Origin of the sequence: Citrobacter meridianamericanus, from assembly GCF_041320245.1 — a bacterium.
GTDB lineage: Bacteria > Pseudomonadota > Gammaproteobacteria > Enterobacterales > Enterobacteriaceae > Citrobacter > Citrobacter meridianamericanus.
The window spans coordinates 4,951,281-4,975,144 of the sequence record NZ_CP101036.1; the positions used below are offsets into that span (position 1 = coordinate 4,951,281).

Below are 23,864 nucleotides of genomic sequence, written 5' to 3' on the forward strand. Positions count from 1 at the left end.
TACACTTCATCCTTCAAGCCGTCTCTGCGTTGGCTGCCCTCACTCACCCTGGTCACATAGTTATCTATGCTCCCAGGAATTCGTTCCCTTGCCGCCTTGATACAACTTGAATGCTTTTGTGTATTAAAAGCGAAATATACCTTACCTTGCGGGCGATAAAAATAATCGTGCGCGAATGCCCGAGGGCTATTTGTGATCCGTCACACCTTTCAACATAATCAGCCCCGTCATGGTGCTCTAATAACCGTTAAGCAGGAAATCAATCGCATCGCGAAGTTCAGCCCTGTTTGCGGTCAGATCTCCCACACAGTTACCCATATTCTTCACCGGTATGCCTGTCATCATATGCGTCATCACCACATAGGCTTGCCCACCAATATTAACAACAGGACAAATTTTAGCTGGCGGTACTTCGTTGGGGAACTGGCTTAGCGCGATAACGGGGGCAACCAGTACATGTTGCAAAACAGCGGCCACCGGATGCTGTAAGCTAATTAAAAACGGATAAACGCTTTTTCCACTGCCAGTATTCTCATAAGCGCAATACTGCTCCATCAGAATGTCCTTTGAAAATCACTGAACGAACCGTTTTCTTCCACCCATTGATTCAATGCTTCTATCGATTTTTTATTATCCCGCAACCATTCTTCACGTTTGTTCTCGCGAAATTTTTCGATTAGGGCTTCAGTTAAAACAGCTGACAGATTGATTTTAAGCTTGCGCGCCTCTTCCAGTATCTCTGGAGCCAGAGAGACATTGACTGATTTTTTTACCTTAGACACAGTGCGCATGACAACCCCCATAACAGTGCGCATGACATGCCTAAGATTAGCGTAATAAACGAGCATTTCCTATTCCCAGACCAACAAATCATTATGTCACACTAAGGTGGTTGCACAGGTCTGTCACGTCCCGAAGAAGAAGTCTGCGAGGCGCTTTCCAGATGAGTTTAGGGGGTCGCTGGCAAACAGTTGCTGGTCAGCTTTCGCCCATAAAACTCAGCGTATGGTACAGCCCTGCCAGCGCCTCTTCACAACCGAACGACAGCACCAGATTCTCTTCGGTAGTGAGATGGCGACAATCAAGATGGCGGAACGCCTCGGCGAGTGGAAAATAAAGCAGATCAGCTTGCGGCATGCGTGTTCCCGCACTTTCGGGGCGTTGTTATTTTTGATATGTGAGCGTAATGTGTCATCACACATACCCACACCACTCTTGTGTAATTAAGGTGTCACCACACATGAACGAAAGAAGAGGCAATCCCCCGTTTCAATTCCGTCTGGATCCGGAACTGCGCAAAGCGATGGAAGAAGCACAACGGCAGGATGGCGATGAATCGTTGGCAGCCTGGATTAAACGTGTGATTAGAAAAGAACTGAAGCAGAAAGGGATTGAAGTCTAGCGATCGACATTATGTATCGTTTTCTGGAGGTCTGCTTAGAGCGAGGAGCGGACATTCCGGTAAAGTGCATTTTTTTAAATTCATTCTTCATAACATTTTTTTGACGTTGTCTAACCAGTCTGGAAGATGCTCTCTATACCAGTTTAGATAAATGGGAAATGCAGCCTTTTTCCGCTTTTGAAGTAGGGTAATCACTTCCGTGACAATCCAGGCTTTGGCTATAGCAATTTCTCTGGCCAGATCTATGATATTTTTGTGGGAGGATAGCTTGCAATAGCGTTCTGAAAGGGCCATAAACATTTGTTTTTTCCCCATTCCATTTATAAGGGGAGCCAGGTCGATAGCAGGACTCCCTTTGCCAAATCTTTCCCAGTCAAAAAGAACTAAATCACCGTTTTCTCTCATTCCCCAGTTGCCTGCGTTGCTGTCGCCTGAAACCAGGCTTTGGTAGCCAAATAACTCATTACTACATTGCTGAAATCGTCGTAGCTGCTGTGCACTTTTTTCTGGTAACGCCAAAAGCACGAGAGAGTTTTCTAACGCTTTTTCTGTCCATGTATGAGTGTGATAAAGCCATTCAGAATGCGCAGGATAACGATGCAGGCGGCCCAGCATAGCTATGGCATAATCATTGGCCACATTGGCTTGTTCAACCGAATAAGGAATATACTCCATACTTAATTGGCGTAAGGCTGCATCAGCAGACAAGAGCTTAGGAGTTGCAACCTCTGCCTGATTAAGCTCTGTTGCCACGTATTTATAAAAGGCCCACTCAACTTCGCTGACAGGCCACTTCTCTATAACTATATGATCACAATCACTGGTATTCAGAGCCACTCTGGCAGTGCCCATTTTGGATAAACCCATGGCAGACATGCACTATCCCTTCAAAATTAGCGGATTGGTTGTTCTTGTTTATTAAGTGTAATGCAAATAGGTAGTGGTGCGGATGAAGTTATAAAGCACCATTCCTAATTTGCGCGTATGGCAACGTCCGCTCCTGGCACGAAGCGGCCGGTCACCCGCTAGACAGCAATCCCCATGATCCTGATGACGCTCTGCTGTGAAGCTGTTTTGAAATAGTCTCTTTTAATTAAGGTCATGCCCTGTTTGCGGTAGAAATTACAGGCACGTTCGTTCTGTTCAAGAACCTCCAACCATACAAAGTCTTTCCCCTTGGCCCGGGCCAGCTCTTTGACGGTGTCAAACATCACCTGACCGTAACCTTTACGGGTGTCTGCAGGATCAAGATAGAGTTTGTTAAGCTGCATCCCTGACATATTCGTATCAGGGATGCTGCTTTCATAGGTCACTTTCGCAAAACCAATTGGCCTATCGGTCTCTGCTACATACCAACAGACCGCTTGCTCTTTCAGGCTCTGTTCCAGCTCGTCCAGAGAATATTCGCTTGCTAAAAAAGCTTCCAGTTCAGACTTTGACTCCCACAGATGTTCAAAGTGTGCGCGGTAGATGCGGTAGCCCAGCGCATTAAGCAACATCGCGTCGGCAGGTGTGGCTTCACGGATTTGTAATGTCATGAATGATTCCTGTCCTGGTAATAAATTAACGATTACTGAACTATATCAAAACTGTCAGTGATACAGTGGTATGCGAATATTTCAGAGGCTTATCAGTATGAAGATTGTTTTTATCCCTGCGCTGATCGTCGTCCTGATTGATAAAGAACAGGACATGGGACGGGAATTGACCCGCGATGAGGTTGAGTCTATCCGCGATGGTGCTACAGCCATCCGCCTGCCGGCCGAAGCAGCCGAGGATATAATCAGAGAGCGCGGTTACCGCGATATTGATCCTGAGAATGTCTGGCGCGAGTGGCAGGCGTATAAAGCTGACTGAATGTCGATGGGAGCACGCTGCTTAAGTAGCGCATGAAAATTGTGCACTTACACGGATGCGTTTACTCCGCGTCTGGCATGGAGCTGAGGGGCAGCTTTGAGCGAGAAGCGGAAGTTTAGGTTTGCAACAAGACGAACAGTTACACCCAGGCCTTATTTTGGAGAACTACTTTATATCCGTCGGAGTCAATAAATGTCTTTCCATTCATATCCCAATAAGGGTTAAACGAATTCACCATTTTAAAACTAGCGTCAGTCATTCTTTTACAGGCATGTACCCATTCGTTTTTATCCGAGTAATAAAGAACGAGCAAATCTTCCTCGGTTTGCAAAGGTTGTACTGGATGGTTAAGACAAAAAGTGAATTCTATGTGCCAGTTTAATTCCTCTCGTCCTAACATGATTCCATCGAAACCATTATGATCGTTGAATTCAGCAATTTTATGCAGGCCGAGCCCCTGACTGTACATCAGGAAAGACTTTTCAAGATTGGTGACGGGTTTAGCAATACGCATATGAGTAAACATCTGGAATTCTCCTGGAAGATACCGCTTGTACGTTGAAATCTAACCAGAGTTTACACGCTATCATGTTTTTAATTTGTTCAGGAGTGCCCGCGAAATATACTGCCTTGTTAACGTCTGCTATTGGCACAAAGCCGCCTCTCCCCGTTATCGTTTCGCGTATCAACTGCAGCATCCTGGAAAATTATGCATTACTGCGAGGCGCCTTCCTGTTTCCTCCTGCCAGCATTTCCCCTTACTCCCCATTTTTTTATTCTCTGGTCTCAACGTGTCAATTCAGAATGTAGTTTATAAAATACATGGAACGTAATAATGGAAATTCTTCAGACCACGGTTTTCCAACGCTGGGAGCAGAATCTACGGAATCGCAGGGCCAAAACGCTCATTGCCGCACGCCTTTTCCGACTGGCGAATGGTTTAGCTGGCGATGTTAAACCTGTTGGGGAATGCTCGCCCGTTCACTGGACTATCAGGAGACATTTCCGCCATGAATAAGCTTACTCAGTACGATCCCGCTGCTGCGCTGGTTGATGCTGAAGAAATTGCTCTATTTATGGCGGATGCCCTCGAAACAGGCGAAGCAACGTACATTGCAAAAGCGTTGGGCGTGGTGGCACGCGCTAAAGGAATGGCGAACATCGCGGCAGAAACGGGATTATCCCGCGAACAACTCTATCGCTCGTTTAGTGAGAAAGGAAATCCGACGCTGAAAAACCACGTTGGCTGTGATGAAGGCGCTCGGTATTGGATTGACACTTAAAAAATAGCCATAGCTTCTGTCCCCCTTCCAACATCGTGAGCCATATCAGTAAGGCGTCAGGCTGATAGTGGTAGCATTAGCGCGGTTTGTAATTTTCTGATTACAGGGAGAAATGATGGAACTGCTTTTATTGAGTAACTCGACGCTGCCGGGCAAAGGATGGATGGAACATGCGCTGCCGCTGATTGCTGAGCAACTGAATGGTCGCCGTACGGCGGTGTTTATTCCGTTCGCCGGCGTGACGCAAACCTGGGATGAGTACACGGCGAAAACGGCAGCCATCTTTGCGCCAATGGGCGTCAATGTTACAGGCATTCATACCGTTGCCGATCCGATTGCTGCCATTGAAAATGCAGAGCTGGTGATTGTCGGCGGGGGTAATACCTTCCAGTTGCTGAAAGAGAGCCGCGAGCGTGGGCTGCTGTCGCCGATTGTCGATGTCGTCAAGCGCGGGGCGCTGTACATTGGCTGGAGCGCGGGTTCCAACCTTGCCTGCCAGACCATCCGCACCACCAATGACATGCCAATTGTCGATCCCAAAGGCTTTGATGCGCTGGGTCTGTTCCCGCTGCAGATTAACCCACATTTCACCAACGCGCTGCCGGAAGGTCACAAAGGCGAAACACGTGAACAGCGTATTCGCGAGCTGCTGGTGGTTGCGCCAGAGCTGACGGTGATTGGCTTGCCGGAAGGTAACTGGATTAAGGTAAGCAACGGTCAATCTGTGCTCGGCGGCCCGAACACCACATATATCTTTAAAGCGGGTGAAGAGGCGGTTGCCGTTGAGGCGGGTCACTGCTTTTAATTGATTGGTTGTCTGATGCCGGATAAGCGCAGTGCCATCCGGCATTGACTCAGTTAGTAATCGTCGCGCTCATCATCTTCATCCGGCTGTTCCAGCACGCTGTAGGCCACGGAGCAAAACAGCGAGTTCAGACGCTGCATATCGCCCAACAACGCCAGATGCAGGGAGCTGGTCTCGATGCTTTGCACGTTCTGCTGATGCAGTCGGTCAACGTGCGCGTGCGAATAACGACGGTTGAGAATACGGAAACGGTGCTTGCTGCGGCGTAGACGACGGGCACTGGTCACATCGCCCGAGAAGAACACCGACATCGCCAGTTGCAGATTGCTGAGCAGCTGATCGTAAAGCGCATCCAGCTCTTTCAGCCCTTCCACAGAGAATGCCCGACGGGCGGCCAGCGACTTATCAGCAATCTCACTCCCCATACGTTCGACGATATCGGATGCCTGTTCGAGGTTGAGCGACATTTCGATAATCTCCGCCCAACGGCGTGACTCCTCTTCCGCCAGTTCATCCTTTGGCATCCGAGCCAGATAGAGTTTAATCGCCGTGTACAGCACGTTGATGTCATCCGCCATCCTGCGCAACTCTTTCTCTTCGCGCGGCTCGCCGTGCATCACCTTCTTCAACCCGTCCATCATCTGTTCCATCGCATCACCGATGCGCAGCGCTTCGCGGGCGGCATTGGCGAGAGCGAGCGTTGGCGTATCCAGCGCACTGACGTCCAGATGCTTGGGCTTCAGATGCGCGTCCAGCTCCGGTTCATCGCGGATGATGCGCTTACAAAAACGCGCCATCGGTTCAGCGAACGGTACCATCGCCACACAGCGTACCAGGTTGTAGAAGACGTGGAAGTAGATAACCAGTTCGGATTTCGGCAGCGGTAGCTCATCCATCAAATTCGCCAACGGATGAACAAACGGCAGGATAATCAGGCTGCCCACCAGCTTAAACAGCAGACTGCCGAGCGCCACACGACGGGCAGCAGCATTCGCAGCACTGTTGTTGAGCATCGCCAACAGACCAGAGCCGAGGTTGGCACCAATCACCAGACACAACGCTACCGGGAACGAGATAATGCCTGCGGCGGTCAGCGTAGCCGTCAGCAGTACCGCCGCCAGGCTGGAGTAACTGATAATCGCAAACATGGCGCCAATCAGCGCATCCAGCATGATATCGCCGGTAAGTGAGGCGAAAATAACCTGTACGCCGTTAGCCTGGGTGATCGGCGTTACCGCCTGCACAATCAGCTCCAGTGCCAGTAAAATCAATCCCAGCCCAATGCCAACCCGCCCAAGTTGTCCCACGCGGGACTGTTTCCGTCCGAGAAAGAAGATCACGCCGATAAAAATCAGCAGCGGCGACAGCCAGGAGAGATCGAAGGTCAGGATACGCGCCATCAGCGCGGTCCCCACGTCGGCACCGAGCACAATCACCAGCGCAGGAGTGAGCGCCACGAGATCCTGCGCGACAAACGACGTCACCAGCATGGTGGTAGCGTTACTGCTTTGCACCAGGGCAGTGACGCCGATGCCAGCACAGAAGGCGAGCGGTTTCTTTTCAACGCTACGGCTGAGTACGGTGCGTAAACGAGCGCCGAAGACGCGCATCACGCCGGTACGCACAATATGCGTACCCCAAACCAGCATCGCGACGGCAGAAAGCAGGTGTAACAGAGTTAACACGGAATCAGGTACTCCTTATCGTTATATGTTCCTGAGGCCGAAGCCTTCTTTCAGTATAAGGGTTTAAACGTAATAAAGAGACAGGGCACTCATTGAGTGCCCTGTTTGTTGTAAATAAAGATGACAGTTTTGTGGCTCAGTCAGCGTCGTAACCCAGATTAGGCGCTAACCAACGTTCGACTTCCGCCACGCTCATGCCTTTACGGAAGGCGTAATCTTCAACCTGATCGCGCTGAATTTGCGCCACGGCGTAGTACTTGCTGTCCGGATGACTGAAATACCAACCGGATACCGACGCACCAGGCCACATCGCGAAGGATTCGGTGAGCTTCATTCCAGTGTGCGTCTCCACATCCAGCAGTTCCCAGATGGTGGCCTTTTCGGTATGTTCCGGGCACGCCGGATAGCCCGGTGCCGGGCGAATGCCCTGGTAGTTTTCGCGGATCAGCTCTTCATTACTGAGGTTCTCATTCGCCGCATAGCCCCAGTAGACTTTACGCACGCGCTCGTGCAGGTATTCTGCGAAGGCTTCCGCCAGACGGTCAGCGATCGCTTTCACCATAATCTTGTTGTAGTCGTCATGCTGGGCTTCGAAGGCGTCCGCCAGCGCATCTTCCTCCAGACCACCGGTAACTGCGAAAGCCCCAATGTAATCTGCTTTGCCACTCAGTTTCGGCGCGACAAAGTCAGACAAGCAGTAGTTGGCGAAACCGACTTTCTCCGTCTGCTGACGCAGGTGATGGCTCACGTTGATGACGTGCGTCCGCGTCTCATCACGGTAAATCTCGATGTCATCGCCGACACGGTTGGCCGGGAACAACCCCACCACGCCACGCGGATTCAGGGTCTTCTCTGCGCTGAGTTTATCCAGCATGTCGTTGGCGTCTTTGAACAGGCGCTTCGCCTCTTCACCCACCACTTCATCCTCGAGAATGCGCGGATATTTTCCCGCCAGCGACCAGGTCATAAAGAACGGCGTCCAGTCGATGTAGTTACGCAGCGTTTCGATGCTGGCTTCGACTGACTGTACGCCGAGGCGGTGCGCCACCGGCGGGGTGTAATTTTCCCAGTCAAACGCCAGATCGTTTTCACGCGCGGCAGCCAGCGTTACCGGCGGGGTACGCGGTTTCTTACGCGCATGCTGGATACGCACGGTTTCGTACTCTTTACGCGTACGAGCGACAAAGTCATCGCGCTGAGTGTCAGAGAGTAGCGCGGCCACTACGCCTACGGTACGCGAGGCGTTCTGTACGTACACCGTCGGGCCGCTGTAGTTCTGCTCAATTTTCACCGCCGTGTGCGCTTTCGAGGTGGTCGCGCCGCCAATCAGCAGCGGAATAGTGAAGCCCTGACGCTCCATCTCTTTCGCTACGTTGACCATTTCATCCAGCGACGGGGTAATCAGCCCGGACAGGCCGATCAGATCGGCATTCACTTCACGCGCGGTTCTGAGGATTTTCTCCGCGGGTACCATCACGCCAAGGTCGACGATTTCGTAGTTGTTGCACTGCAGCACCACGCCGACGATGTTTTTACCGATGTCGTGCACGTCGCCCTTCACGGTCGCGATGACCATTTTGCCATTGCTGGAGCCTTTCTCTTTGCTGGCTTCGATGTACGGTTCGAGGTAGGCCACCGCCTGCTTCATCACGCGGGCGGATTTCACCACCTGCGGCAGAAACATTTTGCCCTCGCCGAACAGGTCGCCAACCACGTTCATGCCGTCCATCAATGGCCCTTCAATCACCTCGATCGGACGCGCGGCCTGCTGGCGCGCTTCTTCGGTATCCAGTTCAATAAATTCGGTTATGCCTTTCACCAGCGAGTATTCGAGGCGTTTTTTCACGTCCCAACTGCGCCATTCCGCCATCTGGGCATTGGCAGTCTCGTCGGTTTTGCTCCCGCGATATTTCTCGGCCAGCTCCAGCAGACGCTCGGTGCCATCGTCACGACGATTGAGGATCACATCTTCAACCGCATCACGCAGCTCGGCGGGCAGGTCGTCATAGATCGCCAGTTGTCCGGCGTTGACGATCCCCATATCCATGCCGTTGCGAATGGCGTAGTAGAGGAATACCGCATGAATGGCTTCACGTACCGGGTCGTTGCCACGGAACGAGAACGACACGTTAGAAACGCCGCCGGAGATCAGCGCATGCGGCAGTTCGCGTTTGATGTCTTCACAGGCACCGATAAAGTCCTGCGCGTAGTTGTTGTGTTCCTCAATGCCGGTCGCGACCGCGAAGATGTTCGGGTCAAAGATAATATCTTCCGGCGGGAAGCCGACTTCTTCGGTCAAAATTTTGTAGGCGCGACGACAGATCTCAATTTTGCGCGCGCGTGTGTCGGCCTGGCCCTGCTCGTCAAAGGCCATCACCACCACTGCCGCACCGTAGCGACGCAGCAGCTTCGCGTGATGAATAAAGGTCTCAACCCCCTCTTTCATCGAAATGGAGTTAACGATGCCTTTGCCCTGAATGCACTTCAGCCCTTTTTCGATAACGTCCCATTTTGAGGAGTCGATCATGATCGGTACCCGGGCGATATCCGGTTCACCGGCAATCAGGTTAAGGAAACGAACCATCGCCGCTTCGGCGTCGAGCATCCCCTCATCCATGTTGATATCGATAATCTGTGCGCCGCTTTCTACCTGCTGGCGGGCGACGTCCAGCGCCTCGCTGTATTTCTCTTCTTTGATCAGGCGCTTAAACTTCGCTGAGCCGGTAACGTTGGTCCTTTCGCCGACGTTCACAAACAGGCTGTCATCGCCGATATTCAGCGGTTCGAGGCCAGACAGGCGGCAGGCCACCGGGATTTCCGGCAGTTTGCGCGGCGGCAGCCCGTCCACTGCGCGGCTCATGGCGGCGATGTGTTCCGGCGTGGTGCCGCAGCAGCCGCCAACAATATTCAGGAAGCCCGCTTCGGCCCACTCGCGAATTTGCGCCGCCATAGTGTCGGCATCAAGATCGTATTCGCCAAAGGCGTTCGGCAGCCCGGCGTTCGGGTGTGCGGTAACGTAGCATTCGGCAATACGCGACAGTTCCTGCACATACTGGCGCAGTTCATCCGGCCCTAAGGCGCAGTTCAGACCAAAAGTCAGCGCGTCGGCGTGGCGCAGCGAGTTATAAAACGCTTCGGTGGTTTGACCGGAGAGCGTACGGCCAGAAGCGTCGGTGATGGTGCCGGAGAGCATAATCGGCAGCTCAACGCCCAGCGCTTCAAATTCGGTTTTTACCGCGAAAATAGCGGCTTTGGCATTCAGGGTATCAAATACAGTTTCAATCAGGATCAGGTCACTGCCGCCTTCCACTAGCGCTTTGGTGGATTCCCGGTAGGCGGCCACCAGCTGATCAAAGGTAATATTGCGGTAAGCCGGGTCGTTGACGTCGGGCGATATAGACGCCGTACGGTTGGTTGGGCCAAGCACGCCCGCGACGTAGCGCGGTTTATTTGGCGTACGCGCCGTCCATTCGTCTGCCGCCGCGCGCGCCAGTTTGGCTGCCGCAAAGTTGATTTCCGCCGACAGGGATTCCATCTGGTAATCCGCCATGGCGATAGTCGTGGAGTTAAAAGTGTTGGTCTCGATGATATCCGCACCCGCCTCGAAGTAGGCGTTGTGAATCGCGGCGATCACCTCCGGTTTGCTGAGCACCAGCAGGTCGTTGTTGCCTTTCAGATCGCACGGCCAGTCGGCAAAGCGTTCGCCGCGGAAATCCTCTTCACTCAGACGATATCCCTGGATCATGGTGCCCATACCGCCGTCCAGCACCAGAATACGTTCATTTAACTGCTGACGTAATTGTTCAACTTTGCTGCTCACACTCGCTCCCGACAACGCTCAACCAGACCGAAAAAAACTCAACAGACCATACTGGCACAAACCTGAGAGGCGGAAAAGAGAACAACGGCCAACATGAGACATGTTCAGCTTCACTCATCCGATCAGTACAGGAATTCTTGCATTATATTTGAATAAAACGAAAATGATTTCCACGATACAGAAAAGGAGTCTGCCATGGTTGCCCCCGTTCCCGCGAAACGCGGTAGAAAACCCGCCGCTACCACTGCGCCCGCAACCGGGCAGGTTCAGTCCCTGACGCGCGGCCTGAAACTGCTCGAGTGGATTGCGGAATCCAACGGCAGCGTGGCGCTGACCGAGCTGGCGCAGCAGGCCGGCCTGCCAAACTCCACGACTCACCGATTGTTGACCACCATGCAGCAGCAGGGATTTGTTCGTCAGGTCGGTGAATTAGGGCATTGGGCCGTGGGCGCGCATGCGTTTATCGTCGGCAGCAGCTTTCTGCAAAGTCGCAATCTGCTGGCGATTGTCCACCCAATCCTGCGCAAACTGATGGAAGATTCCGGTGAAACGGTCAACCTCGCCGTGCTGGATCAAAGCGACCATCAGGCGATTATTATCGACCAGGTGCAGTGTACCCAACTGATGCGCATGTCTGCACCCATCGGCGGCAAACTGCCGATGCACGCCTCCGGTGCGGGTAAAGCGTTTTTATCCCAGCTGAGCGAAGAACAGGTGACTGGGCTGCTGCACCGTAAAGGGCTGCACGCATACACCCACGCCACGCTGGTGTCGCCGGTGCATCTGAAAGAGGATCTCGCCCAGACGCGTAAGCGCGGGTATTCCTTTGATGATGAGGAACATGCGCTGGGCCTGCGCTGCGTGGCATCATGCATTTATGACGAGCACCGCCAGCCGTTTGCCGCCATTTCCATCTCCGGTCCGATTTCGCGCATTACCGACGATCGCGTGACCGAGTTTGGCGCCATGGCGATCAAAGCGGCGAAAGAAGTAACGCTGGCGTATGGTGGCTTTCGCTAAGATGGCATTGCCGGGTTGCGGCTACGCCTTACCCGGCCTACAGACAATTATGTAAACCGCACACAAAACCGCTGCTTGCGCCGATAGGCGTAAACATCTTCCACATGCCCTTCACGGATCCGCGTTTGCAAACCCCGCCAGTAGTCGGCGTTGAATAAGTCAGCGTGCATCTCTTCAAATAGCGGACCAATACGCGGGTCAGCACACAGCCAGTGGCGAAACTCTTCCGGGAAAACATCCCCTGGAGATACGCTGTACCACGGTTCAGCGCTCATCTCATCTTCCGGGTAACGCGGTGGCGGGATATGGCGGAAATTCACCTCCGTCATATAGCAAATTTCGTCGTAGTCATAGAACACCACGCGCCCGTGGCGGGTCACGCCAAAGTTCTTAAACAACATATCGCCGGGAAAAATATTGGCGGCGGCCAGCTGACGAATCGCGTTGCCGTACTCTTCAATGGCATCGCGCAGTTGCTGGCCTTCGACCTGCTCCAGCCAGATATTCAGCGGCACCATGCGCCGTTCGATATACAAATGGCGAATGACAATCTGATCGCCGAGATCGGTAATTTTGTCCGGGGCTTCCTGTAGCAACAGCGCCATCAGCGCCGGGGCGATTTGCCGTTTATCCAGCACAAAGTTTTCGAACTCCTGGGTGTCAGCCATTCGCCCAACGCGATCGTGCTCTTTGACCAGTTGATAACAAGCGCGGACGTGGGCGGCAGACATCTCTTTTTGCGGGGCAAATTTATCTTTAATAACTTTAAACACCCGATCAAAGCCCGGTAGAGTAAATACCAGCATGACCATGCCGCGAATCCCCGGCGCTTCGATAAATTGCTCATCGCAATGGGCAAGATACAGCAGATATTCACGGTAGCTTTCGGTTTTGGCGTGCTTCTGACAGCCAATCGCCATATACAATTCCGCGGTGGTTTTACCGGGCAGGATCTCGCGCAGCCACTCCACCAGTGCGGCCGGCAACGGTGCATACACCATGAAATAGGAACGGGCAAAGCCAAACACAATGCTCGCCTCCGCCGTCGTGGTCAGGCAGGTATCGACAAACAATTCACCTTCGTCTGTCCGGTGAATTGGCAATAAAAACGGCAGCGTCCCGGAAGGGGTAATCAGCTTACCGACCAGCCAGGCGGCCTTATTGCGATAAAACAGTTCATTCGCCACCTGTAAATGGCAGCCCTGCAACACATCCGCACCGAGGGTTTCGGTCAGGTGCTCAATGATGTAGTGGATATCCCGATGTTTGTTCTGCCACGGTAGACGCAAGGGCAGATCGCTAAGGACGCGTGTGAGCAGCCACTCCCAACCTGAATCAGGGAAAAAGTCTTTCGCCAGCGGGCGTGGGATCGTGCGAAAACGGCGCTCTGGCTGAGAACTGAAAATAAACAGCCGCTCGGGAGTCAGCGAGCGGTGGTCAAATAACCGGCAGTAAACGGAGTTAAAAAAGCTCTCCGCAATCTCGAAGCGCGGGTAATCCGGCAATAGCCGGGTGTAATGCTCTTTCACGCGAAGTAAAAAATCCGCATCAGTGCTTTTACCGTCAGTAATGCAGCGCAACTGCTCCACCACCAGACCGACGTGATGATCATAAAGGTGAATACGGCTTTTCATCGCCTGCTGAACCGCATGCCAGTCGGCATGTTCAAAACGCTGCTGCGCGCCGGAGGTGACTTCCAGAAAACGCCCGTATTGGGCGTCGAAACCTTGCAAAATCGTCTGAGCAATCAGTAATTCCAGGCCACGCGTCATTGATTTCTCCCATCCGGCACAACGTCATGCCGGATGGCGCATTCGCTTATCCGGCCTACATCCCTTCGTAGGCCCGGTAAGCGCAGCGCCACCGGGCATTGATCAAAACTGCGATTCTTCAGTCGAGCCGGTCAGTGCGGTCACCGAGGAAGTACCGCCCTGAATGATGGTGGTAACTTTATCGAAGTAACCAGTGCCCACTTCCTGCTGATGGGATACAAAGGTGTAACCGTCTTTCGCCGCCGCAAATTCTGGCTGCTGAACCTTCTCAACGTAGTGGCGCATGCCTTCACCCTGCGCATAGGAGTGTGCGAGGTCGAACATGTTGAACCACATGCTGTGGATGCCCGCCAGGGTAATGAACTGATATTTGTATCCCATATCTGACAGCTGCTGCTGGAAGCTGGCAATGGTTTTATCATCCAGGTTTTTCTGCCAGTTAAACGACGGTGAACAATTGTAGGCCAGCAGTTTGCCAGGGAATTTGGCATGAATAGCATCGGCAAAGCGCTTCGCCAGTTCGAGGTCCGGCGTGGAGGTTTCACACCACACCAGATCCGCATACGGTGCGTAGGCCAGACCACGGCTAATCGCCTGCTCAATACCCGCATGTGTACGGTAGAACCCTTCACTGGTGCGTTCGCCGGTGATGAACTCGCTGTCGTAGGGATCGCAATCAGAAGTAATCAGGTCGGCTGCGTCAGCATCGGTACGCGCAATCACCAGCGTCGGAACGCCCATAACGTCGGCCGCCAGACGGGCCGCCACCAGTTTCTGGATAGCTTCCTGAGTCGGTACCAGCACTTTGCCACCCATATGACCGCATTTTTTCACCGATGCGAGCTGATCTTCGAAGTGAACGGCCGCTGCACCAGCCTCAATCATCGACTTCATCAGTTCAAACGCGTTCAGTACACCGCCAAAACCCGCTTCCGCATCGGCAACGATCGGCAGGAAGTAATCCACATAGCGCGGATCGTTCGGTTCAATACCGGTTGACCATTGGATCTGATCGGCGCGACGGAATGTGTTGTTGATTCGATCCACCACTGCCGGGACGGAGTTCGCCGGATACAGCGATTGATCCGGGTACATGCTTGACGCCAGGTTGGCATCTGCCGCCACCTGCCAGCCTGAAAGGTAGACCGCCTCAATACCGGCTTTCGCCTGCTGCAGCGCCTGGCCGCCGGTCAGCGCACCGAGGCTGTTGATATACCCTTTCTTCGATTCACCGTGCAGCAAACGCCACATTTTCGCCGCGCCAAGCTGTGCAAGCGTGCATTCCGGGTTGACCGAGCCACGTAATTTCACCACTTCCTCCGCGCTATATGGGCGGGTAATGCCTTCCCAACGCGGTTGAGTCCATTCTTTCTGTAATTCTTCGATTTGTTGAGTACGGGTTTTCATGTGCAGATGCTCCATATTGTTATGTGGTGGATTACGCAAGCAGGCGGTAACCTGGCAGGGTGAGGAAGTCGATTAAGTCATCTGATGTGGTGATTTGCTCCATCAGGCGCGCGGCATCGTCAAAACGTCCGCTGCTGTAGCGGTGTTCGCCCAGCTCGTCCTGAATCACCAGCATCTCTTCGGCCAGCATCTGGCGGAACAGCGGTTTGGTCACCGGTTTGCCATTGCTGAGCGTTTTCTGGTGGTGGATCCACTGCCAGATGGAGGTACGGGAGATTTCGGCTGTGGCCGCATCTTCCATCAGACCGTAAATCGGTACGCAGCCATTACCGGAGATCCACGCTTCGATGTACTGCACTGCGACACGGATGTTGGCGCGCATACCTTCCTCAGTACGCTCACCTTCACAAGGTGCCAGCAGTTGTTCTGCGGTAATCGGCGCATCTTCTTCACGGGTCACGAACAGCTGATTTTTGTTTTCACCGAGCACGTCGTTGAACACCGCCATTGCGGTATCAGCCAGTCCCGGATGAGCAATCCATGTGCCGTCATGACCGTTATTGGCTTCCAGCGCTTTGTCCGCTTTTACCTTGGTCAGCACCTGGTTGTTACGTTCTGCATCTTTGCTGGGAATGAACGCCGCCATACCGCCCATCGCGAACGCGCCGCGTTTATGGCAGGTTTTAATCAGCAGGCGTGAATAGGCGCTGAGGAATGGCTTATCCATCGTCACCACCTGACGGTCCGGCAACACGCGATCCGGGTGGTTCTTCAGCGTTTTGATATAGCTGAAAATGTAGTCCCAGCGACCGCAGTTCAGGCCGACAATATGGTCTCGCAGCGCGTGCAGAATTTCGTCCATCTGGAAGACGGCCGGCAGAGTTTCAATCAGCAAAGTCGCTTTGATGGTGCCGCGCGGCAGATTAAAGCGATCTTCTGCATAGCTGAACACTTCGCTCCACCATGCTGCTTCTTGCCAGGCCTGCGTTTTTGGCAGGTAGAAGTAAGGGCCGCTACCTTTTGCCAGCAACGTTTTGTAGTTGTGGAAGAAATAGAGGGCAAAGTCAAACAGGCTGCCCGGGATGGATTCACCACGCCAGGTGACGTGTTTTTCCGGCAAGTGCAGACCACGAACGCGACACACCAACAGGGCCGGATTGGGTTTAAGTTGATAAATTTTACCGGCTTCGTTGGTGTAACTAATGGTGCCATTGACCGCATCGCGCAGGTTGATCTGCCCATCGATTACTTTGCTCCACTCAGGAGCCAGCGAATCTTCAAAATCAGCCATAAAGACTTTGACATTTGCGTTCAGCGCGTTGATGACCATCTTGCGCTCAACAGGCCCGGTTATCTCTACGCGGCGATCCAGTAAATCATCAGGAATACCGCGAATTTTCCAGTCGCCCTCACGAATGGAAGCCGTTTCCGAAATAAAATCAGGCAACTTACCGTCATCAATATCCTGCTGCTGCTGGATACGTGCAGCCAGAAGTTTATTGCGTTTTGGTGTAAATCTTGTCACCAATTCGGTCAGAAACTCCACCGCTTCAGCGGTCAGAATCTGTTGCTCCTGTTCGCCACGCGGCCTGGTGAAGACCAGTTCATCGGTTGTCGTTGCCTGTTGATTCATTGCGTAGTTCCTCGTCATTGATCCAAACACATCCCCAATGCGAACGAAGGATCGTTGTGCGGTTTTCGTTCAGCACAACTAAGACTACTCATTTAATTTTCAAAATCAAAAACAATTTCCATTTTTAATTTAAATATTAATTAACTCATTGATAACAATATAAATAAAATTTAATTACATGATGAGGTGCATTTCGGAAATAAAAAAGGCACCCGAAGGTGCCTGATTCAACATGCTGAAACGCTTAAGGATCGTCTGCTACAGAAGATTAATCCAGCGTTGGATTCATGTGACGCAGATCATATGGCGTGATCTGGTAGACGTAATAGTTGAGCCAGTTAGTAAACAACAGATTGCCGTGGCTACGCCAGGTTGCCCGCGGTTTGTTTTGCGGGTCATCTTTCGGGAAGTAGTTATAGGGTACTTCCGGCATTAGGCCCGCTTCGACATCACGAAAATACTCACTGCCGAGCGTATGAGCGTCATACTCAGGATGACCCGTCACAAAGGCAATTCGTTTATCTTTGCTGGCAAACAGGTAAGCATCTCCCTCTTCTGTCTCGGCAAAAATCTCGAGATCGGTGTAGTCCCGGATAAGTGCAGCAGGAAAATCGGCATAGCGCGAATGCGGAGCCAGGAATGCATCATCAAATCCACGCGTCAGTAGTGCATGTGGGTGCAGAATATGATGCTCATAAACGCCTGAGAGTTTATCTGTACGGGTTTGCTTAGGAATTCCGTACAGGATATTCAGCGCGGCTTGTACCGCCCAACAGACAAATAGCGTCGAGGTAACGTGATCTTTGGCCCATTCAAGCACTTGTTTAATCTGCGGCCAGTAAGCCACGTCATTAAATTCAACCAGACCCAACGGCGCGCCGGTCACGATCAGTCCGTCAAAGTTCTGATCGCTGATATCCTCGAAATTACAGTAAAAGTTATTCAGATGCTCCGTAGGAGTGTTGCGTGACTCCCGGGCATCGATGCGCAATAGCTGAACATCTACCTGTAGCGGTGAGTTAGACAGTAAGCGCAGGAACTGGTTTTCCGTTTCAATCTTCTTGGGCATCAGGTTGAGGATGAGCACCTTCAGTGGTCGAATTTCCTGACCGGAAGCGCGGGATGTCGTCATGACAAAGACGTTTTCCTCACGCAAGAAATTGACGGCGGGTAGCTCGTCCTGCACGCGAATTGGCATAACCTGATAACCTCACTACATACGTTTAAACGTTTAGACATCCAGACAGCTGAAGATACCCAGGAATCATGCGAATGTCGAGCCTGCATCCTCAAGTTGAGAAAGTTTCACGGCCCCTTGCTGTAGAATAGTGCAGTAAAGAAAAAAGGAGAATGCTATGCCCTTTACCATTCGTCGTTCGCGTAAGGACGAAGGCGATAAGCTCGTATCTATCTGGGGTCGTTCAGTCGATGCGACGCACCATTTTCTCTCACCGGATTATCGCATTGAGCTGGAAGAGCTGGTACGTTCATTTTTACCAGAAGCTCCACTATGGGTTGCAGTGACAGAACAAGATGAGCCTATCGCCTTTATGCTTCTGACCGATCAGCATATGGATGCCCTGTTCGTCGACCCGGATGCACGTGGTCGTGGTATTGGTAAGTTACTCATTGAACATGCTTTATCAATGACTTCAATGCTAACGACCAACGTTAATGAACAGAATGAGCAGGCGGTTGGATTCTATAAAAAGATGGGATTTAACGTGACGGAACGGACAGAAGTGGACGATCTTGGACGACCGTACCCGTTACTCAGCCTCGTACACGGCTAGCCGTACTTCCGGACGCCGCAGCCGGCGGATTTCACGGCGCACAGACGCAAAAAAGCCCATCCGGCAGGATGGGCTTCTTCACTTTATTTGATGCCTGGCAGTTCCCTACTCTCGCATGGGGAGACCCCACACTACCATCGGCGCTACGGCGTTTCACTTCTGAGTTCGGCATGGGGTCAGGTGGGACCACCGCGCTACAGCCGCCAGGCAAATTCTGTCTATCAACACACTTTTTAGTCTGTCGATGTCATCTGTATCAGGCTGAAAATCTGTCTCTTCGCCAAAACACCTTCGGCGTTGTAAGGTTAAGCCTCACGGTTCATTAGTATCGGTTAGCTCAACGTATCGCTACGCTTACACACCCGACCTATCAACGTCATCGTCTTTAACGTTCCTTCAGGAGACTTAAAGTCTCAGGGAGAACTCATCTCGGGGCAAGTTTCGTGCTTAGATGCTTTCAGCACTTATCTCTTCCGCATTTAGCTACCGGGCAGTGCCATTGGCATGACAACCCGAACACCAGTGATGCGTCCACTCCGGTCCTCTCGTACTAGGAGCAGCCCCCTCAATTCTCCAGCGCCCACGGCAGATAGGGACCGAACTGTCTCACGACGTTCTAAACCCAGCTCGCGTACCACTTTAAATGGCGAACAGCCATACCCTTGGGACCTACTTCAGCCCCAGGATGTGATGAGCCGACATCGAGGTGCCAAACACCGCCGTCGATATGAACTCTTGGGCGGTATCAGCCTGTTATCCCCGGAGTACCTTTTATCCGTTGAGCGATGGCCCTTCCATTCAGAACCACCGGATCACTAAGACCTGCTTTCGCACCTGCTCGAGCCGTCACTCTCGCAGTCAAGCTAGCTTATGCCTTTGCACTAACCTCCTGATGTCCGACCAGGATTAGCTAACCTTCGTGCTCCTCCGTTACTCTTTAGGAGGAGACCGCCCCAGTCAAACTACCCACCAGACACTGTCCGCAACCCGGATCACGGGTCCACGTTAGAACACCAGCCATTAAAGGGTGGTATTTCAAGGTTGGCTCCACGCAGACTGGCGTCCACGCTTCAAAGCCTCCCACCTATCCTACACATCAAGGACCAGTGTTCAGTGTCAAGCTATAGTAAAGGTTCACGGGGTCTTTCCGTCTTGCCGCGGGTACACTGCATCTTCACAGCGAGTTCAATTTCACTGAGTCTCGGGTGGAGACAGCCTGGCCATCATTACGCCATTCGTGCAGGTCGGAACTTACCCGACAAGGAATTTCGCTACCTTAGGACCGTTATAGTTACGGCCGCCGTTTACCGGGGCTTCGATCAAGAGCTTCTCCTTACGGATAACCCCATCAATTAACCTTCCGGCACCGGGCAGGCGTCACACCGTATACGTCCACTTTCGTGTTTGCACAGTGCTGTGTTTTTAATAAACAGTTGCAGCCAGCTGGTATCTTCGACTGATTTCAGCTCCACGGGTAAACCGCTTCACCTACATATCAGCGTGCCTTCTCCCGAAGTTACGGCACCATTTTGCCTAGTTCCTTCACCCGAGTTCTCTCAAGCGCCTTGGTATTCTCTACCTGACCACCTGTGTCGGTTTGGGGTACGATTTCGTGTTACCTGATGCTTAGAGGCTTTTCCTGGAAGCAGGGCATTTGTCACTTCAGCACCGTAGTGCCTCGTCATCACACCTCAGCGTTAAAAGGTACCGGATTTACCTGGAACCTCCGCCTACATGCTTAAACCGGGACAACCGTCGCCCGGCCAACATAGCCTTCTCCGTCCCCCCTTCGCAGTAACACCAAGTACAGGAATATTAACCTGTTTCCCATCGACTACGCCTTTCGGCCTCGCCTTAGGGGTCGACTCACCCTGCCCCGATTAACGTTGGACAGGAACCCTTGGTCTTCCGGCGTGCGGGTTTTTCACCCGCATTATCGTTACTTATGTCAGCATTCGCACTTCTGATACCTCCAGCATGCCTCACGACACACCTTCAACGGCTTACAGAACGCTCCCCTACCCAACAACACATAGTGTCGCTGCCGCAGCTTCGGTGCATGGTTTAGCCCCGTTACATCTTCCGCGCAGGCCGACTCGACCAGTGAGCTATTACGCTTTCTTTAAATGATGGCTGCTTCTAAGCCAACATCCTGGCTGTCTGTGCCTTCCCACATCGTTTCCCACTTAACCATGACTTTGGGACCTTAGCTGGCGGTCTGGGTTGTTTCCCTCTTCACGACGGACGTTAGCACCCGCCGTGTGTCTCCCGTGATAACATTCTTCGGTATTCGCAGTTTGCATCGGGTTGGTAAGTCGGGATGACCCCTAGCCGAAACAGTGCTCTACCCCCGAAGATGAATTCACGAGGCGCTACCTAAATAGCTTTCGGGGAGAACCAGCTATCTCCCGGTTTGATTGGCCTTTCACCCCCAGCCACAAGTCATCCGCTAATTTTTCAACATTAGTCGGTTCGGTCCTCCAGTTAGTGTTACCCAACCTTCAACCTGCCCATGGCTAGATCACCGGGTTTCGGGTCTATACCCTGCAACTTAACGCCCAGTTAAGACTCGGTTTCCCTTCGGCTCCCCTATACGGTTAACCTTGCTACAGAATATAAGTCGCTGACCCATTATACAAAAGGTACGCAGTCACACCCCGAAGGATGCTCCCACTGCTTGTACGTACACGGTTTCAGGTTCTTTTTCACTCCCCTCGCCGGGGTTCTTTTCGCCTTTCCCTCACGGTACTGGTTCACTATCGGTCAGTCAGGAGTATTTAGCCTTGGAGGATGGTCCCCCCATATTCAGACAGGATACCACGTGTCCCGCCCTACTCTTCGAGTTCACAACCTGTGCATTTTGGTGTACGGGACTATCACCCTGTACCGTCGGACTTTCCAGACCGTTCCACTAACACACAAGCTGATTCAGACTCTGGGCTGCTCCCCGTTCGCTCGCCGCTACTGGGGGAATCTCGGTTGATTTCTTTTCCTCGGGGTACTTAGATGTTTCAGTTCCCCCGGTTCGCTTCATTACGCTATGTATTCACGTAATGATAGTGTGACGAATCACACTGGGTTTCCCCATTCGGAAATCGCCGGTTATAACGGTTCATATCACCTTACCGACGCTTATCGCAGATTAGCACGTCCTTCATCGCCTCTGACTGCCAGGGCATCCACCGTGTACGCTTAGTCGCTTAACCTCACAACCCGAAGATGTTTCGTAAAACACCATCGTGTTGCGAAAATTTGAGAGACTCGAACACACCGCTTTTCATTTCTTATTACGGAGAAATGAAACAGTGTGTCGTTTCAATTTTCAGCTTGATCCAGATTTTTAAAGAGCAAAACTTCTTAATGCACTCGGAAGTACATTCAGAAGTTCATCATTCATCAGACAATCTGTGTGAGCACTACAAAGAACGTTTCTTTAAGGTAAGGAGGTGATCCAACCGCAGGTTCCCCTACGGTTACCTTGTTACGACTTCACCCCAGTCATGAATCACAAAGTGGTAAGCGCCCTCCCGAAGGTTAAGCTACCTACTTCTTTTGCAACCCACTCCCATGGTGTGACGGGCGGTGTGTACAAGGCCCGGGAACGTATTCACCGTGGCATTCTGATCCACGATTACTAGCGATTCCGACTTCATGGAGTCGAGTTGCAGACTCCAATCCGGACTACGACATACTTTATGAGGTCCGCTTGCTCTCGCGAGGTCGCTTCTCTTTGTATATGCCATTGTAGCACGTGTGTAGCCCTACTCGTAAGGGCCATGATGACTTGACGTCATCCCCACCTTCCTCCAGTTTATCACTGGCAGTCTCCTTTGAGTTCCCGGCCTAACCGCTGGCAACAAAGGATAAGGGTTGCGCTCGTTGCGGGACTTAACCCAACATTTCACAACACGAGCTGACGACAGCCATGCAGCACCTGTCTCAGAGTTCCCGAAGGCACCAATCCATCTCTGGAAAGTTCTCTGGATGTCAAGAGTAGGTAAGGTTCTTCGCGTTGCATCGAATTAAACCACATGCTCCACCGCTTGTGCGGGCCCCCGTCAATTCATTTGAGTTTTAACCTTGCGGCCGTACTCCCCAGGCGGTCGACTTAACGCGTTAGCTCCGGAAGCCACGCCTCAAGGGCACAACCTCCAAGTCGACATCGTTTACGGCGTGGACTACCAGGGTATCTAATCCTGTTTGCTCCCCACGCTTTCGCACCTGAGCGTCAGTCTTTGTCCAGGGGGCCGCCTTCGCCACCGGTATTCCTCCAGATCTCTACGCATTTCACCGCTACACCTGGAATTCTACCCCCTCTACAAGACTCTAGCCTGCCAGTTTCGGATGCAGTTCCCAGGTTGAGCCCGGGGATTTCACATCCGACTTGACAGACCGCCTGCGTGCGCTTTACGCCCAGTAATTCCGATTAACGCTTGCACCCTCCGTATTACCGCGGCTGCTGGCACGGAGTTAGCCGGTGCTTCTTCTGCGAGTAACGTCAATTGCTGAGGTTATTAACCTCAACACCTTCCTCCTCGCTGAAAGTACTTTACAACCCGAAGGCCTTCTTCATACACGCGGCATGGCTGCATCAGGCTTGCGCCCATTGTGCAATATTCCCCACTGCTGCCTCCCGTAGGAGTCTGGACCGTGTCTCAGTTCCAGTGTGGCTGGTCATCCTCTCAGACCAGCTAGGGATCGTCGCCTAGGTGAGCCGTTACCCCACCTACTAGCTAATCCCATCTGGGCACATCCGATGGCAAGAGGCCCGAAGGTCCCCCTCTTTGGTCTTGCGACGTTATGCGGTATTAGCTACCGTTTCCAGTAGTTATCCCCCTCCATCGGGCAGTTTCCCAGACATTACTCACCCGTCCGCCACTCGTCACCCAAGGAGCAAGCTCCTCTGTGCTACCGTTCGACTTGCATGTGTTAGGCCTGCCGCCAGCGTTCAATCTGAGCCATGATCAAACTCTTCAATTTAAGTTTGATGCTCGTGAATTAAACTTCGTAATGAATTACGTATGTTCACTCAGAGACTTGGTATTCATTTTCGTCTTGCGACGTTAAGAATCCGTATCTTCGAGTGCCCACACAGATTGTCTGATAAATTGTTAAAGAGCAGTTGCGACGCGCTTTAGCGCTCTGTCGCGAGGTGGCGTATATTACGCTTTCCTCTTTCAGAGTCAACCCTCATTTTCAGGTTTTCTCTTCAACCGGACCGGCTGTTTGTGTGAAGTGATTCACATCCGCCGTGTCGATGGAGGCGCATTATAGGGAGTTTCCTGCAGCCCGCAACCCTTAAATGACAGAAAAATGACTGAGTGCTGCATTCCACAGCAAAACCCCGCTTTATACCCATTTGCACACAGAGTTATCCACAAACTCAC

17 protein-coding genes, 3 rRNA genes and 1 pseudogene are annotated in these 23,864 nt (G+C 52.3%); 6 read left to right on the forward strand and 15 right to left on the reverse strand.

Annotation, left to right across the window (positions count from 1 at the left end):
- Positions 1-237 precede the first annotated feature (237 nt).
- The 3 genes from NMD08_RS24060 to NMD08_RS24070 form a co-directional block, all read right to left on the reverse strand.
- A complete protein-coding gene (locus NMD08_RS24060) occupies positions 238-555 on the reverse strand; it encodes a CcdB family protein (RefSeq protein WP_252838894.1) in 318 nt (105 codons plus the stop codon).
- Positions 555-848: a type II toxin-antitoxin system CcdA family antitoxin gene (locus NMD08_RS24065; RefSeq protein WP_187253990.1), complete on the reverse strand. Its 294-nt coding sequence runs from the start codon at positions 846-848 to the stop codon at positions 555-557. The genes NMD08_RS24060 and NMD08_RS24065 overlap by 1 nt, the downstream gene beginning before the upstream one ends.
- Before the next feature lie 130 nt (positions 849-978).
- Positions 979-1,137: a hypothetical protein gene (locus NMD08_RS24070; protein ID WP_187254001.1), complete on the reverse strand. Its 159-nt coding sequence runs from the start codon at positions 1,135-1,137 to the stop codon at positions 979-981.
- A 103-nt stretch (positions 1,138-1,240) separates the two neighbouring features.
- Here NMD08_RS24070 and NMD08_RS24075 point away from each other — a divergent pair, with 103 nt between their 5' ends.
- On the forward strand, positions 1,241-1,402 hold the full coding sequence (locus NMD08_RS24075; RefSeq protein WP_003841416.1) for a phage protein: 162 nt from the start codon (positions 1,241-1,243) through the stop codon (positions 1,400-1,402).
- Between the two features lie 87 nt (positions 1,403-1,489).
- Here the strand turns inward: NMD08_RS24075 and NMD08_RS24080 are convergent, their stop codons facing one another.
- The gene (locus NMD08_RS24080; RefSeq protein WP_370619203.1) at positions 1,490-2,278 is read right to left on the reverse strand and encodes a phosphotransferase family protein; all 789 of its coding nucleotides are present in this window, start codon (positions 2,276-2,278) and stop codon (positions 1,490-1,492) included.
- A gap of 149 nt (positions 2,279-2,427) precedes the next feature.
- Complete coding sequence (locus NMD08_RS24085) at positions 2,428-2,940, reverse strand: GNAT family N-acetyltransferase (protein ID WP_286541248.1); 513 nt, start codon at positions 2,938-2,940, stop codon at positions 2,428-2,430.
- Positions 2,941-3,037: 97 nt separating this feature from the next.
- Here NMD08_RS24085 and NMD08_RS24090 point away from each other — a divergent pair, with 97 nt between their 5' ends.
- Complete coding sequence (locus NMD08_RS24090) at positions 3,038-3,259, forward strand: hypothetical protein (RefSeq protein WP_045378298.1); 222 nt, start codon at positions 3,038-3,040, stop codon at positions 3,257-3,259.
- 139 nt (positions 3,260-3,398) lie between these two features.
- Here the strand turns inward: NMD08_RS24090 and NMD08_RS24095 are convergent, their stop codons facing one another.
- The gene (locus NMD08_RS24095) at positions 3,399-3,785 is read right to left on the reverse strand and encodes a VOC family protein (RefSeq protein ID WP_286541246.1); all 387 of its coding nucleotides are present in this window, start codon (positions 3,783-3,785) and stop codon (positions 3,399-3,401) included.
- A gap of 484 nt (positions 3,786-4,269) precedes the next feature.
- Here NMD08_RS24095 and NMD08_RS24100 point away from each other — a divergent pair.
- A pseudogene (locus NMD08_RS24100) lies at positions 4,270-4,549 on the forward strand (addiction module antidote protein).
- Between the two features lie 108 nt (positions 4,550-4,657).
- Positions 4,658-5,347, forward strand: a complete 690-nt coding sequence (gene pepE, locus NMD08_RS24105; RefSeq protein ID WP_151218102.1) for a dipeptidase PepE — start codon at positions 4,658-4,660, stop codon at positions 5,345-5,347.
- Between the two features lie 53 nt (positions 5,348-5,400).
- On the opposite strand, the gene NMD08_RS24110 is transcribed toward pepE, so the two are convergent.
- Both NMD08_RS24110 and metH read right to left on the reverse strand, forming a co-directional pair.
- A complete protein-coding gene (locus NMD08_RS24110) occupies positions 5,401-7,032 on the reverse strand; it encodes a Na/Pi cotransporter family protein (RefSeq protein WP_003031618.1) in 1,632 nt (543 codons plus the stop codon).
- 136 nt (positions 7,033-7,168) lie between these two features.
- On the reverse strand, positions 7,169-10,852 hold the full coding sequence (metH, locus tag NMD08_RS24115; RefSeq protein WP_187253993.1) for a methionine synthase: 3,684 nt from the start codon (positions 10,850-10,852) through the stop codon (positions 7,169-7,171).
- 195 nt (positions 10,853-11,047) lie between these two features.
- Here metH and iclR point away from each other — a divergent pair, with 195 nt between their 5' ends.
- Complete coding sequence (gene iclR / locus NMD08_RS24120) at positions 11,048-11,872, forward strand: glyoxylate bypass operon transcriptional repressor IclR (protein WP_003031613.1); 825 nt, start codon at positions 11,048-11,050, stop codon at positions 11,870-11,872.
- Between the two features lie 47 nt (positions 11,873-11,919).
- On the opposite strand, the gene aceK is transcribed toward iclR, so the two are convergent.
- The 4 genes from aceK to metA all read right to left on the reverse strand — a co-directional run bounded on the left by aceK (position 11,920) and on the right by metA (position 17,882).
- A complete protein-coding gene (gene aceK / locus NMD08_RS24125; RefSeq protein ID WP_151218094.1) occupies positions 11,920-13,644 on the reverse strand; it encodes a bifunctional isocitrate dehydrogenase kinase/phosphatase in 1,725 nt (574 codons plus the stop codon).
- A gap of 102 nt (positions 13,645-13,746) precedes the next feature.
- Positions 13,747-15,051: an isocitrate lyase gene (gene aceA / locus NMD08_RS24130; RefSeq protein ID WP_016155323.1), complete on the reverse strand. Its 1,305-nt coding sequence runs from the start codon at positions 15,049-15,051 to the stop codon at positions 13,747-13,749.
- 31 nt (positions 15,052-15,082) lie between these two features.
- The gene (gene aceB, locus NMD08_RS24135; protein ID WP_187253996.1) at positions 15,083-16,684 is read right to left on the reverse strand and encodes a malate synthase A; all 1,602 of its coding nucleotides are present in this window, start codon (positions 16,682-16,684) and stop codon (positions 15,083-15,085) included.
- A 268-nt stretch (positions 16,685-16,952) separates the two neighbouring features.
- A complete protein-coding gene (gene metA, locus NMD08_RS24140) occupies positions 16,953-17,882 on the reverse strand; it encodes a homoserine O-succinyltransferase (RefSeq protein ID WP_151224594.1) in 930 nt (309 codons plus the stop codon).
- A 157-nt stretch (positions 17,883-18,039) separates the two neighbouring features.
- Here metA and NMD08_RS24145 point away from each other — a divergent pair, with 157 nt between their 5' ends.
- The gene (locus NMD08_RS24145) at positions 18,040-18,477 is read left to right on the forward strand and encodes an acetyltransferase (RefSeq protein WP_151218097.1); all 438 of its coding nucleotides are present in this window, start codon (positions 18,040-18,042) and stop codon (positions 18,475-18,477) included.
- Positions 18,478-18,569: 92 nt separating this feature from the next.
- Here the strand turns inward: NMD08_RS24145 and rrf are convergent.
- The 3 genes from rrf to NMD08_RS24160 form a co-directional block, all read right to left on the reverse strand.
- Positions 18,570-18,685, reverse strand: a 5S ribosomal RNA gene (rrf, locus tag NMD08_RS24150).
- 93 nt (positions 18,686-18,778) lie between these two features.
- Positions 18,779-21,683, reverse strand: a 23S ribosomal RNA gene (locus NMD08_RS24155).
- Between the two features lie 233 nt (positions 21,684-21,916).
- Positions 21,917-23,457, reverse strand: a 16S ribosomal RNA gene (locus tag NMD08_RS24160).
- The 16S, 23S and 5S rRNA genes sit together here, the layout of an rRNA operon.
- Positions 23,458-23,864: the final 407 nt, after the last annotated feature.

Excerpts from the sequence above, each read along its gene's own strand:
- NMD08_RS24060 (WP_252838894.1), bottom strand. The coding sequence starts at position 555 with ATGGAGCAGTATTGCGCTTATGAGAATACTGGCAGTGGAAAAAGCGTT.
- NMD08_RS24065 (WP_187253990.1), bottom strand. The coding sequence starts at position 848 with ATGCTCGTTTATTACGCTAATCTTAGGCATGTCATGCGCACTGTTATG.
- NMD08_RS24070 (WP_187254001.1), bottom strand. The coding sequence starts at position 1,137 with ATGCCGCAAGCTGATCTGCTTTATTTTCCACTCGCCGAGGCGTTCCGC.
- NMD08_RS24075 (WP_003841416.1), top strand. The coding sequence starts at position 1,241 with ATGAACGAAAGAAGAGGCAATCCCCCGTTTCAATTCCGTCTGGATCCG.
- NMD08_RS24080 (WP_370619203.1), bottom strand. The coding sequence starts at position 2,278 with ATGTCTGCCATGGGTTTATCCAAAATGGGCACTGCCAGAGTGGCTCTG.
- NMD08_RS24085 (WP_286541248.1), bottom strand. The coding sequence starts at position 2,940 with ATGACATTACAAATCCGTGAAGCCACACCTGCCGACGCGATGTTGCTT.
- NMD08_RS24090 (WP_045378298.1), top strand. The coding sequence starts at position 3,038 with ATGAAGATTGTTTTTATCCCTGCGCTGATCGTCGTCCTGATTGATAAA.
- NMD08_RS24095 (WP_286541246.1), bottom strand. The coding sequence starts at position 3,785 with ATGTTTACTCATATGCGTATTGCTAAACCCGTCACCAATCTTGAAAAG.
- pepE (WP_151218102.1), top strand. The coding sequence starts at position 4,658 with ATGGAACTGCTTTTATTGAGTAACTCGACGCTGCCGGGCAAAGGATGG.
- iclR (WP_003031613.1), top strand. The coding sequence starts at position 11,048 with ATGGTTGCCCCCGTTCCCGCGAAACGCGGTAGAAAACCCGCCGCTACC.
- aceK (WP_151218094.1), bottom strand. The coding sequence starts at position 13,644 with ATGACGCGTGGCCTGGAATTACTGATTGCTCAGACGATTTTGCAAGGT.
- aceA (WP_016155323.1), bottom strand. The coding sequence starts at position 15,051 with ATGAAAACCCGTACTCAACAAATCGAAGAATTACAGAAAGAATGGACT.
- aceB (WP_187253996.1), bottom strand. The coding sequence starts at position 16,684 with ATGAATCAACAGGCAACGACAACCGATGAACTGGTCTTCACCAGGCCG.
- metA (WP_151224594.1), bottom strand. The coding sequence starts at position 17,882 with ATGCCAATTCGCGTGCAGGACGAGCTACCCGCCGTCAATTTCTTGCGT.
- NMD08_RS24145 (WP_151218097.1), top strand. The coding sequence starts at position 18,040 with ATGCCCTTTACCATTCGTCGTTCGCGTAAGGACGAAGGCGATAAGCTC.